At 57.3% G+C, this 12,685-nt stretch carries 9 protein-coding genes; 2 read left to right on the top strand and 7 right to left on the bottom strand.

Annotated features, from left to right (window positions below; genetic code table 11):
- Positions 1-18 precede the first annotated feature (18 nt).
- Both ACVOLI_RS01175 and ACVOLI_RS01170 read right to left on the bottom strand, forming a co-directional pair.
- Positions 19-1,428: a J domain-containing protein gene (locus ACVOLI_RS01175; protein ID WP_481533190.1), complete on the bottom strand. Its 1,410-nt coding sequence runs from the start codon at positions 1,426-1,428 to the stop codon at positions 19-21.
- Between the two features lie 419 nt (positions 1,429-1,847).
- Positions 1,848-2,975, bottom strand: a complete 1,128-nt coding sequence (locus ACVOLI_RS01170; protein ID WP_481533189.1) for a hypothetical protein — start codon at positions 2,973-2,975, stop codon at positions 1,848-1,850.
- A 466-nt stretch (positions 2,976-3,441) separates the two neighbouring features.
- Between ACVOLI_RS01170 and ACVOLI_RS01165 the strand changes: the two genes are divergently transcribed.
- Complete coding sequence (locus ACVOLI_RS01165; protein WP_481533188.1) at positions 3,442-3,591, top strand: hypothetical protein; 150 nt, start codon at positions 3,442-3,444, stop codon at positions 3,589-3,591.
- Positions 3,592-3,631: 40 nt separating this feature from the next.
- On the opposite strand, the gene ACVOLI_RS01160 is transcribed toward ACVOLI_RS01165, so the two are convergent.
- A complete protein-coding gene (locus ACVOLI_RS01160; RefSeq protein WP_481533187.1) occupies positions 3,632-4,495 on the bottom strand; it encodes an OST-HTH/LOTUS domain-containing protein in 864 nt (287 codons plus the stop codon).
- A gap of 245 nt (positions 4,496-4,740) precedes the next feature.
- Positions 4,741-5,475, bottom strand: coding sequence for a hypothetical protein (locus tag ACVOLI_RS01155; RefSeq protein WP_481507858.1), 735 nt, complete (start codon positions 5,473-5,475; stop codon positions 4,741-4,743).
- A gap of 352 nt (positions 5,476-5,827) precedes the next feature.
- On the opposite strand from ACVOLI_RS01155, the gene ACVOLI_RS01150 reads away from it, so the two are divergent.
- Positions 5,828-7,264, top strand: a complete 1,437-nt coding sequence (locus ACVOLI_RS01150) for an IS1182 family transposase (RefSeq protein WP_481533186.1) — start codon at positions 5,828-5,830, stop codon at positions 7,262-7,264.
- A 2,204-nt stretch (positions 7,265-9,468) separates the two neighbouring features.
- Here the strand turns inward: ACVOLI_RS01150 and ACVOLI_RS01145 are convergent.
- Genes ACVOLI_RS01145 through ACVOLI_RS01135 form a run of 3 tightly spaced genes read right to left on the bottom strand, consistent with a single transcriptional unit; the run spans position 9,469 to position 12,569 of the window.
- Positions 9,469-10,986, bottom strand: coding sequence for an ATP-binding domain-containing protein (locus ACVOLI_RS01145; protein WP_481533185.1), 1,518 nt, complete (start codon positions 10,984-10,986; stop codon positions 9,469-9,471).
- Positions 10,961-12,373 (bottom strand): hypothetical protein, encoded by a 1,413-nt coding sequence (locus ACVOLI_RS01140; RefSeq protein ID WP_481533184.1) that lies wholly within the window; start codon positions 12,371-12,373, stop codon positions 10,961-10,963. The genes ACVOLI_RS01145 and ACVOLI_RS01140 overlap by 26 nt, the downstream gene beginning before the upstream one ends.
- A 1-nt stretch (position 12,374) precedes the next feature.
- Complete coding sequence (locus ACVOLI_RS01135; protein ID WP_481533183.1) at positions 12,375-12,569, bottom strand: hypothetical protein; 195 nt, start codon at positions 12,567-12,569, stop codon at positions 12,375-12,377.
- Between the last annotated feature and the right edge of the window lie 116 nt (positions 12,570-12,685).

Below are 12,685 nucleotides of genomic sequence, written 5' to 3'. Positions count from 1 at the left end.
AGCAGTCATTTATTGGCACTAGGCGATCCACTCAAGAAGCGCGCTCTCGATATCGTCATCGATGTCATCCAGAAACCCGGGAATGGCATTCGTGGGCAGATATCTATCTGTTGCCTCGTGCATGAAACCCAGGAACTGGTTGCCGAAAGCGGTCACTGGGTAGAGCTCCATTAGTGCGGGCGAGCGGATGGAATGCTCGAACTCATCAATCAGGCCGGAGGCATCCCTTTCTGATATCAGGAGCTTGTATCGGCCCCATCTGCGCATGAACTCGTTGAAGAATCCCGACTTCCTCAGCTCTTGCTGGATGGTTTCCATCTTGTGGAGACCTCGGATCTCACTGAAACCACTGACCTCGATGATGCATTCGATCAGCAGGGTGGTCGCGGTAGCTGCTGCAATCTCATCCGCATACTCACGCCCGTCAGGGATATTTGCTCTGATCAAGTGCTCAGCGGCAGCGGTCGAGTAGATAAGGAGCTCAAAGCGAATGGCGTCGCTCATCCAGAGTGAGCGCAGTTCGCGAGGAACACCGCTCTCCGATTCGATCCATTTTGCAAGCGACAGGGAGATCGGCAGAAGCCGGCTGGCGAGCTGCAGGACCGCTTGCTCCGCTCCTTGAGTAGTACTGATCCTCCTGTCTATGTTTTGCTCAAAGCTCTTGTAGTAGCCCTTTTCCAGCAGCGTGAGGGCTTGGTGCCCTGTTCCGGCAGAAGCCGGGCGCTTGTGCTTGGTCTCGCGCGGCGCATCGGCGTGGCGCTGCCGACAAAAGGCATTGAAGAAGTCAAAGAACTGATGGACTTCATCTGAGTCCGGCACGTTCAGTTTGCCAAATTCCTGCCCGTTGACCGTGATCCTGCTCTTATAAGCCTCGATGCTGCCGATTTTTTCCACCTGGACCGAGCAGGGGGATTCGAATACCGCCTTGAACCTGAGCTCTTGCTCCGTGATAAGCACACCCTCTTTAGCACTCCCGAAGACGGTGTCGTCGATCAGCGCGATGACATTACGGGGGGTCAGCCCACGGCCATAGCTTTCCAGGGCGCCACCCAGCTTTTTCTGCGGGATGTTGGGAGCGACATGTATCTTCTGGAAGAACTCATTGTCCGGTACATACCGTTGAAGAAAATCCAGCAACGGGCTGCGCTCGTCCGGCTCGGGAATGGGCGGTGGTGAAGCTGCCGGCTTGGCAGATTGCTTCCCACGCTGTTGATCAAACCGTGCTCGCTCACTCTTATCCTTCAGGATGGAGTATGCCGCGTTCAGTTCCTTCATTTTTTCCGTGGCCCAGGCGAGGGTTTCGGAATCGGAACTGGCGTAACGATCCGGGTGATACTGGCTCCGCCGCCCCTTGTACGCGAGGTCGATTTCATCGATTGACGCACTGGGACGGATTCCCAGTACTTCGTAATAATCCTTTTCCAACATGCATCCCCCTGATGCTTCCTTTCTCGCTTTTGGCGCTTCGTCAAAAGCATTTGGGAGAATAGCATCGATGATGAATGGGGGGACATTCTTTTTTCGAGAGGGTTCCCCACGTCCGCTAACACGGATACTTCAATTTAGCTCCATGGTGGGGCCTACGCCAGCCTCACCAGCGCAACGTCCACCTGTGAACTTTCAGGGCTTAATCGGAGTGCGCCAACGTTCAAGCTTTCCTTGCCCCGTGTGGGGCTAACAAGGAGACGAATATGGCAAAGGGTAATGGTGGATCGGCTGGGAAGGCAGGTGGTGGCTCGAAGGGCGGCTCGACTGCCGGCGGCGCTCGAGGCCCCGCTGGGTGGCCGTCGACCAAGCCTGGGATGCCGTCTGGCGGCAACCGCAGCAACGCCCCTGCGAAGCGCTGACTACGGATCGATCAGCCAAGCTGGGGGCGGTGGGCCTGTCGACGGGGCCGGGGGTGGGTAGCGGTGTCTATGCCGCTCCCACCATCCCAGATAGGCCTCCCGCCAACCCGTGCGGTCCATGTGGCCCGCGGTGGTTAGGTGGTCTGGCAGGAGTAGGCTCAACAAGAGTGCGGCCACCAGGTAGGTTTCAAGCAGGTCCGCTTGGTCATCGAGATCAGACGCCTTCGCCTTGGTGGTCCAGAGTTGGGTGTGGACCAGTGTTCTGAATGACTTTCGAGTTAGCTGGGCCTTGCCACTTCTCAAGCCGCGAACGAACCGATCGCCCTCGCCAAGCCGTGTCCCTGATAGATCTGCCTGGGTGCCCATGTCCGCGATAGGGAGCGGGCGCTCAGGCCAGCGGCCTTCGCGCAAGTAGTAGCCGACGGCGCCAATGAAATCTACGAGGCGCGCGGTAGGGTCAGCCGGGGTATGGCGACGCCGATGAGTTGGTCCAGGCGGTGCCAACAGCACTGCAAATCTGGGGAGACCCGCCAAGGCGTCTGGCACCCCGGTCCGTCCAATCCAATGCCCGATTTCGTGGTCCACTGCAGCCAGGAATGACAGCGCCATGTTGGCGCGCCGGTTCAGGGCCAGATTGAAGGCGGCCCGCTCAGGTGCGGTCAGCTCCAGCGTGGGACCTCGGATACCCGCCACCGCCAACGTTGCGCAGTAGGCAGGCCCAAGCTCGGACTGCGGGCCTATCTCGTCGAAAAAGCCGGACACGTCTGTGTCCGACAATTGACATAGCCGTTTGTCGGACGCATCGAACATGGCGACCAGTTCTCGGGTTGGTGGTGACGTATGCTCGTTGAGCAAACCTAGCCCGTAGAGCATGATCGCCGAGTGTCCCTGGGGGATTTCCTCTTTGAATCCTCGAAATTCGGCGTCTGGGACGCCGCGTTTCTGGAGCATGCGCAGCAGTAGCGAGTCCGAATGTGCTTCGACTTGCTCGCGCTTGGCCATGAAGGCTGCGTAGCCACGTCCTCGACGATAGTTCATGTGGTTCAGGCCCGTGGCGTACTCAAAAAACGCAGCGGGGGCCATGCCCACAAGCTTGTGAGCAACCTCGATATGGAGAGCGAAGAGCATTGCCTATCTCATGCTACCAGTGGAAGGGCGAAATCAGCCGATGCTTGCATCATGGGGCGTCGCTGCTCCAGCGGATCAGTGCGGTGATAGGCGGCTTCGACTTTCTTGGGGAGACTTCGCGTCATATTCTCCTCAACGTACCCACTCCGGGAAAATGAACGAAAAAAAATACGAAGACGTCCGAGAAAAAACTCTCTCTGGAAAACCTAGGTACCGTTTACGATCCAGATTTTCCGAGCCCCCACTTTTTTACGAGTACGATGGAGAGCGAGAAGTTCTACCAGGGGAGATGGTATCTCATGCCATTCTGCTCTGGCATGAGCAAATGCTTGTAATCCCCTTGACGATACCAGCGATTTTTGGGAATTGGCGGCGTCGTTGTTGGATCAGGATAAGCTGCCGGCGATGAGCCACAGACCCGTGCTGTGTATGGGGAGGGAAAGACGGGGCGCTCAGCATGGCGCTGGTGATCGATTGCCATACCCAGCAACTGTTGGGTTGGCACCTGTCACAGACCGGCAAGGCCAGCATCACCTCCACCACGTGGATGCAGGCGCTGAGTACGCGCTCATTATTGGACTCTGGGCGTCACCTGACCGTTAGCGGACGTCCGTAGCGAGCAGGCACCTCTTGAGCGACTGTCGTGAAGCTTTCGTTTAACGGTCGGTCGCGTTGCGTCGTTCCCGATACCACGCTCCGAACTGTCCATTGTGCGTGAATCGACGCAACTCGAATTGTCCCGACTCGTGAATGACGTGACGCCAGCGGGAGCAGCCGTACTTTTGTGGCGTTTGCTGAGGATGGTGTTCGGTAATCCATCGCGTGGCAGCATCAAGGTTTACCCAGTCGTCGATGGAAAGTGTATGGAAAGCTTCCCTCAGCGCTCCGACAATGCCCGCCATGGGCCAAAGAATCTTACCGTCGGGTGCAATTCCATTGACGACCATTTCGTGGAATTGTGTTGATTGCACCAACTCGGCAGCGGCTTTTCTTGCCTCATCCATGTAGCCAGAAAACGTGACCAGTTGTTCGAAGTGCCGGTCGATCTCTGCGTATGAGCGGCTCAGCGCTCCCTGGGCTTGAAGGCAACCGTCAATAGTCCAGAGATCATGTAAGTCGATGAAATGGTGCACCAGTGTATTTCGTAGTGTCACCAGCTCGCGCAGTTCCGTCTTGAGGGCCTCGTGACGTTCGGTTGGCAGTTTGAGCTGCATCCGGAAGCTGAAATGGATTGAGCCGTCAGGTTGCTTGTGTGTGTCGTCGGATAGTTCGCAATCCTCTTTCAAGATGTAGTCGCCCATCAGGCGGCCGATCAACGTGCCTAGCGTCTTGTCGCTAGTCTCTGCCATTCGGGCGCCTAGAGCATGCGGGAGCATCTCAGATGTCCCATACAGCTTCTGGAATGCGATCATTGCCTTCAGCAGGCGCTCGTACTGTTGCAAACGCAAGAGACAACGGCCCAAGAGCCGTTGTACTTCGCGTTGCGGTCCTGAGATGTCAGATTGGTCGGGGACAGCCATCGGGAATCCGAGCGAAAGTGCTAGAAGCGGTTAGGTTACGATATCGCTTGAACTGAAAGATGTGGGACTAATCTGAACGCTATGCTACACCAAGCGCTTTCGACCCAAACCGGACCTTTGCGCGGCCATAAACGTAAAACCTGAGCGGGCGCCGAGCCAACAGTTGCGTCCGTTTGTACGCGGGCTTGTTGGTCGGCCGCTGTCGCTCCAAGATCGCGCTGCATCTGTGAGATGCCAGAAGATGGTTACGTAGTAGGTTGCGCGGGTGGCGTAGGTTGGACGGGCTGAGTTACCCCGTCGGTCTTAGTCGCTGGTGCTTTCGCTTTGTCTTCCTCGTCCTGCAAACGTTTGGCTTCGCGTTCTGCCTCCGTCGCCTCAGCACGCTTCGCCGCTGCACGCTCTCTCGCGAGCGCAGCACGCCCCGCGAGGTCGGGCGCTACAAGCTGCGTCAGTTCGGCATGCACGGGCTGCATAGCGGTGCTCTTTTCTATCAAGTCGCCTACCAGCCGGTCCAATTGTGCAGAGTTAAGTCCACCGTTCGCGTGGAGCTGGCAGAGATAGAAAAGGGTCGTATCAACATAAGCAGTGCGCTCAGTGGAGACCGCGAGAGTAGTAATAGCGTTACTGACAGCTAAAGCACCTTGGGCGAGTGGCTCACCAGTCACTTTTGCGTTGGGGTTGATGAGCGCAGCAGCGGTGTCGTTAATGGCGGCTGAGACCTCGGCGGAGACCGCACCGGCTGTCATAGCCCGCTGCATGCATATCGCAGTCGCATTGATAGCTCCATCTTCGGAGATGGTTCGATGAGGGTAGGCAACTGCAGCTGATACATCGCTATCCCACACGAAGAGGGTGCCGCGCGTGTCCTTGCTGCCCGCTACTCCCAAGGCCGATCGACTCGTCTTGTGAGGATTCAGCTTCTCGCAAGAAGTGCATAGTAAAGCGACCACCAAAAGCGGCAACGTATACGACGTTTTCATGCGATTCCCCCTGGTGTTGCCCGGCGGCAACGGGCACTAATGACCGCTGGTACAAAGCTGGCGGATAGATCACGCGAGCCGGGTACGTCCCTTGAGCGTACTGCCACGGGGTTTGGCCAGCAAGCGGCGGTCTGCTGCTGAATCCAGAGATTGCGGAGTCCTTACTTGAGAAGAACGTTCTTTGGCCCACAAAGGAGCGTGCGTAGATTTTTGTGTGGACGGTGTTTTGGACCGTCCTCGATCTCGCCCGCGGCGGGCATTCGGGGGGAGGGCGTGTCCGCTCTTGGCCGAGGCTGTGTGAAAACCCTGCCTCTGCTGGCAAGATCTGAGCACCGTTCGATGGGTGCTTTGCATGAAGCGATTCGTGGATGGAGTTGATCGCTCCCAAGGCCTTCTGCTCCCTGATCGACTGGAAGACTACGTCGACGAAGACAACCCGGTACGGGTGGTCGATGCCTTCGTGGAAGCACTCGATCTGAGCCAACTGGGCTTCGAGGCCGCCAATCGTGTGGCGGGCGGTCGGCCCGCATATCACCCTGCCGCGCTGCTCAAGATCTACATCTACGGCTATCTCAACCGCATCCAGTCCAGCCGGCGTCTGGAGCGGGAAGCGCAACGGAACCTGGAGCTGATCTGGCTGACCGGCCGTCTGGCGCCGGACTTCAAGACCATCGCCGACTTCCGCAAGGACAACGGCGCCGCGATCACCGCCGTGTGCAGCCGGTTCGTTGGATTGTGCCGCTCCATGAAGGTCTTCTCGCATGCGATCGTTGCCATCGACGGCAGCAAGCTCAAGGCCGTGAACAGTCGGGATCGCAACTTCACGGTCGGCAAGGTCAAGGGACGCCGGAAGCAACTGGAGGAGAGCGTTGCGCGCTATCTGGCCGAGTTGGACCGGGCGGATCGCGATCCAGCGCTGATGCCAGAGGGTCGCGTTCCTCACTTGAGGGACAAATTGGCCAAGCTGCATGTGCAGATGGAGAAGCTGGACAGCATCGAGAAGCAGCTTGAGGCCGCGCCGGATCGCCAGATATCGCTAACGGATCCGGATGCGCGGTCGATGACTTCAACTGGCCGTGCGACCGGCACCGTGGGCTACAACCTGCAAGCGGCGGTGGATGCCAAACATCACCTGATTGTCGCGCACGACGTTACAACTGATGGTCACGACCGTGCTCAGCTCTCGCGCATGGCAGTGAAGGCCAAGGAAGCCATTGGAACCAAGCGCCTAACCGCGCTGGCTGACCGCGGCTACTTCAACGCGCCGGAAATCCTGGCGTGCGAGGAGGCTGGCGTCATTCCGCTAGTGCCCAAGCCGCTCACGTCAAACAGCAAGGCCGAAGGCCGGTTCGACAAGCGCGACTTCGTCTACGACGAAACCGCGGATGAGTACGCGTGTCCGGCAGGCGAGCGGGCGATCCATCGCTTCACGACCGAAGAGAATGGGCTGACTCTGCGCAAGTACTGGTCATCCGCCTGTCCACGATGCCCGATGCGGACGAAGTGCACGACCGCCAGCTATCGACGAATCACTCGTTGGGAGCACGAGCATGTGCTCGAGCGAATGCAGTTGCTGCTGGATGCCAGGCCACAAGCTTCCGTGGCGCGGCGCCAAACGGTGGAACATGTCTTCGGCACGCTGAAATCGTGGCTCGGCACCACGCCATTGCTGACAAAGACGCTTCCGAAGGTCCGAACCGAGATCAGCTTGGCGGTTCTGGCCTACAACATGAAGCGGATGATCAAGATCATGGGCACCGAAGGTCTGGTGCGGGCCATCGCGGCCTGAGCATCCCGCATTTTTACCGCGGCGCCGGTTGCTCGAACTGCCCGCATTGTCATCGGCAGACCCGCTTCGACGAGTTTTCACACAGCCTCGGCCGGAAGCGGACGTCGCCAAGACAGTGGATCAGGGATGTTTGTCGCGGCGAGGGGAGGGCGGCTTCCGACCCAAAGCGGGTATTGTTGCGATCGACGAGCCTACCGCAGGGACCGGTCTTGCGTTCGCTTGTTCGCTGGTCCCAGGCGCCCTAAAATCTAGCTGTAACAAGAGAAAGCCCACCATACGGTGCTTTGTGCGTAAGTCGTGTAACCGGACCCACGGGTCCGCCTATCGGGTAGCTTGACTCGCCATGAGAACAACTTGCAATTTGGTAGCTCTGTTTCTTGGCATCACGCTTGGCGCTTGCGCTGCTGCCGAGCCACCCCCGACCTGTCCTTCTGGACTTACTCCTAAATCGACGGTTCCACCAAGGCTACCGCCCCGGCTGCACAACGAGTTCTCTGGCAAAGCCCAGGTTTCGTTTGTCATCGGCCCTGCGGGTCAGGTGCAATCGCCCGTCATCGTCTCAACGGAGTGGCATCCTGTCGGACGTAGCGCCGGTCAACCCATCGGTTACAACGAGGCTGTTCTTTCTGTCGTTGCCCAATGGCGCTATCCACGCAGACCGAATGCTTGTCGCCACCTGGTTCCGGTGGAGTTTCAGGTGGCGGGGGCTGGCCCCATAGCTGCCAGTTCTAACCATTCATTAGAGTCGATGCCGCCGTGCGGGTCGGTTGAATTCCGGAGTTAGGCCAATGAAGCAAGTGCGCCGCAATCTGATGCTCGCGCTCTTGCCACTCGCTAGTTTTCTTGTGTGGCGGATCGGCATATGGGCATTTGACTACTTTGGATGCCGGGACTCCGGTAACTTCATCGAGCCATGCTTTGCATATGGTCACAACATCCAAGAATGGCTGGGAATTTCACTTTTCTGGGCCCCACTTCTGCTCTTGGTGTCGCTTCCGGTCTGCGGTTGGTTGCTATTCGAAAGTCTTTTACGCGGGTTCCGTCCGAGTGGGTCCTAATGGTTCATTCAAGCCGAAGTCGCTTCGCGAGTCGGCTTAATTCTATGGTTGAACGTCCGTTCCTGGCCGCAGGGTGTCATGCGACCCAAAGCCGGCGCTCGGCTGCCAACTTAATCCAGTTCGGTTCGAGCTGTAGCATAGATTTTCTCTCTGGTGCAATCGTCAAAGAACTATGCAAATCCTTCCGCTTGATCCCGATAGGCCCGACAGCTGGTCCGAACCTCTGCGGGAGAAGCTGATCGCTTCGCGGCGGTGGTCGGAGCCTTGGTTCAATGAGAGTCCCGGAAGGGCCGGCAACTATGACCAGCTACACGAGTTTTTGACCCCGGAGGTGCGACGTTACGCTCTGCGTGGGTGGCACTGTACGCGACTGCTTGACGCTGAAGTTCAAGATATCCTCAAAGACGGGCTTCAAGTGCTGTCTGAGGACTTGCTAATAAAGCGAATTGACGCTGCGCAAGCGGCGGGTGATCTGGCAAATGAGGTGGCAGCTCGGCTGCGAGTTGGCCACCAAGCGGGGCACTGGAGTCGCAAGGGACAACTCTGGTTCGGATTCTCGAGTGAATTGCCGGATGAGCAGGCCGTTAGTCCTCTTCTGCGGAGCTGGGGCGGTGAAGCTATGTATTGGGCGCATACAAATGACGGACAAATTGCGCCTGTGTTGCAGAACCTGGGACGGCCCACGGTTATCGACGCTTGGGTGCCAATATCCAGTTTGCGAGCAGTGCAAGTGCTTGTGGATTGGGTTTGCCAAGTGGATCTAAATACCGCTGGCTTGCTTGAGCGTCCTGAGGTCGTGAATTACGAGGCTTACTCGACAGAGCCTGTTCCGGCGGAGAACATCATTGCAATCGACCAGTATCCTGGAGCGGCCTTTGAGCGCCGTACCCGTTGCCTAGCATGGAGAGAGGCGTTGAAGTAGGCGGCAATCAACTAGCTAGGGGCAGGGAGTGACCATCGCATTGGCCCGAGATCCGCTTCTGGCCGGTAGCTGCCGGTCAGGTTAGGCCTAGCACTGCGATTGGCTTCGATGATGGTCCGGGGGCAGATCCTTTTGGAAACAGGTTTCGAGCTACACAAAAGTCTGCGCATGCTCATTCCCCAGCGCTTCCTAGAACACTGATGCGATAGAGGTGATAGACATTGTCAGTTCTTGACAGCTGTTGCGCCTAACAGGGCCCGATAGCTGGAAACGACCTTGTCGAGTACGGGATCAAGATTTTTCTGGCGAGATAGCAAAACTAACCGCTGCTTTGCTCGACTGATACCTACATAGAGACGGTTCCGGTCGAGATCATCCGATAGATCGTAATCATCGAGCATTGGCAGAAGTACAACGTCGAACTCCAAGCCTTTCGTGTTATCGATGGTCGCAAAGTGCCGAACAAAACGCTTCGACAGATCCACATGGCTGGAAATGTTGGCGTTTATCATCTTCTCGGCCAAACCGATCTGCAGGCGAGCGAATGTCTCTTCCGCCTTGACGCGTGTGGGGAAAACCACAACTGCGGTTTGACTGCCGCCAAGCTTGGTCAGTTCTTCCAGGATTCGCTGATCGAGATGCGTATCATCGGGACAGATCCCATGAATCGGCAGGGAAATCCCCGATCCCGCGTTCACTGCCGTTTCAACAACGCGTGAATCGATCTCGACATCTCCATACGCCAACGCGCGAAAGCACTCACTGAAAAGCGCAAGCCCGGGCGCATCTGCCTGCCGAAGGTTCAGGCTGAGCTTCACGTGTTCTAGCTTCCCGCGAGGGAAGCATGCTCTGACATCAATGCTAGTACCGTTATGAAGCTTCTGTGCCAAGTCACCGACTACGGTAATCGCACGGTACTCTGGACGAGCCTGTTCCGCCATAAGGAACACTTGTTGCTCAGTGAAGTCCTGCACTTCGTCAATGAATACAGACTGGAAGAAGGGAGGCTCTGACAACTGTGTTGGTGTCGCCCTGTATGACCGCCCAGCGATTTGGAACATACACAGAAGCAGATCAATGTCTGACTTCGTAAGCTTCCGAAGGTGCAGGTTCTGCTTGATTTCTTCAATTACATCCGTGGTTGGAAAGGACGTCGTATGATTTATCAGTCCCGCCTCATACAACCCCCCCATGTCCCGCAACGGTGCGAGCATGCGACGACGAAGCAGAGGGCGCAGCCGGGAATCGATGCTGCGTTTCATGACAACCTTTGGAGCAGCCGCAGTACGGGCATCGGGCTCGCTATCGTCCAGATCCGGATCCTCATCCACCTCCTCCTTCTTAAGCGGGATTTTGCTCCGACCCAGACCCTGTTCAGCCTTCAACGCTACAAGTGTTCCCTCCCTGTTTCTGTACACCTTCTCGCTCGCAGTCGGCAGTAGACGTAGGTACAGGTCGTCCAAGCTCGTAACTAGAGCCTTGACGATCCGCCCTTCCTCGTCACGTATGAAAGACCTGCCATCCGCCAGCTGTTCAGCAACTTCTTCGCTCCATTCTAGGATATTGCCGTCGGCATCGACGAACCTAATCCGCTTATCAATCGGACCGTTATCTCCAGCCCAGACCAGCCGCGCACCATGGCGGTCGTAGAGCTCGGCAAGATCATCAATCAGCTGCTGGGCGAGATCGGTTTCCCGGCTGCCGATGTACGTTATTTCATTGGAAAAAAAGCCACAGCACATCCTTGCCTAGGATTTCCTTACGGAACTTGGCAAGGCGCTCATGCATCCGGACCACTATCCGGTCAAGCCGGAATTCCGCTCCCTCACTCCGCTCCAACTCGCGAGCAATCCCCTCGATATTAACCGCGTATACGCTCAACGCCTTATCTGCCACTCGAGCGGCAATTGCAAGATACTTGTCCTCGAACCCCGTGATGACCTCGTCACGGCTCGGTAGTGTTTCCCGCATTCGTGCAGCCAACTCCCGCCCCATCGCAGCATCTGCAGCTCGCAGCCACGCCATGGTGGTATCCACCGTCGTCGTGCGTTCGTTTATCGATCCTGCCCACGACTTGCTTGGTCCGCCACCAGCCAGCCCGCGGTGATCGCGCAAACGTGTCTGCAATTCCTTGTACTCAAGAACGGGCAGATTCGGCAGATCGATGCGCCGACAGGTTTCCTTCAAGTACTGGATTAGCTCCCCCGTACGCACAAAGCCTACACTGCTGTCCTGGGAGAATTGCCCCGCGAATCTACCGTCCCAATAGGCTGCGTCTGCTCCGAGAATGTCCCGGAACTCAGCCTCCGACGTGACGTTGCTGGCGTCGAAGTCGCACAGCATCTTGGAGCGGCCGAGGGCAGCCGAAGTCTTGCCTGAGCCGGCCACGCCTTCGACGAACATTGCACCCAACGGTGAGCGGGTGATGATCTCGTCCTGCTCGCGGGTACGGTTGACGTAGAAGGTTTCGTTCAGACCGAAGTAACCGGCAGGGGTGACTGCGCGAACTTCTGGCTCATCTTCGGACTCATCGATCTCGCTCAGATCGATCATCCCCTCATCTTCTTCATCGGCAACGATGAAGGTAGCTGTTTCAACCTGGGAAGACAGTGTCTTGGCTTCATCCTCTTCCTTCGTCACGGGAAGCGATTTGCTGGGTTGGCGGAGGGACGCCGCCAGATCAGTCACGGCGTCTTTCACCCGATCGCCGAAGACCTGCATTCTGAGGAAGTTGCGGACGTTCTCCTCGAAGTGCACACCATCGAAACGGTCGAAAAGGCGGATCTCGGACACTTTCCGTTCGCCCCACAGTGTGCTTTCGCCCCTGTCCCCGGAACGGGCATAACCACACAGGCGGCCAACCGGAGAGTGGGGCGTCGCATAGCCACAGCTATTGGGTGTGATGACTGCAGGCGTCTGGCTGAGACGGAAAGTTTGGCGGCCCTTTTTTTCGGTCTCGATCACCACGGTCTTGCCATAAGCACTTCGCCGCAATGAGGTATATGGATGCTGTTGCCCGTCTCGGTAAATCATCTTCTCAGCGTAGTCGATAACGCCATCGAGCGATTCAAGTTCCTCGCGGGAGTAACTTTGCATGGTTTCGCCCACCGTCTTCAGGCCATCGGCCATATCACAGACCCCGCACGTGATGGATGTTGTGTTGTTGCAGGATGGCGACGCGCTTGGTCTTGGCCTCATCGTTGGCTAACGCGCTGTCGCGGAACACGCAGGTGACGAATGAGGGAGCGGCGTCGACCGCATCACCGCACAGCTCATCGCAGGTGGCCCGAAAGCGGGCGTATATCTCTGATTTATTGATAGCCATTTGGGTGTTAGATAACTGCGCGATGAAATTGCTGAATTGGATTCTACATATCGATCGAGCACTAGGGGAATGAGGTGAACCACCTCCCCTAAGGAAAGCAAGGTAGGCGCGCGGAT

Source organism: Stenotrophomonas sp. STEN029 (genome assembly GCF_056760015.1).
Note: the sequence above shows the minus strand (reverse complement) of the source record. Positions and strands in the feature narration are given on the sequence as shown.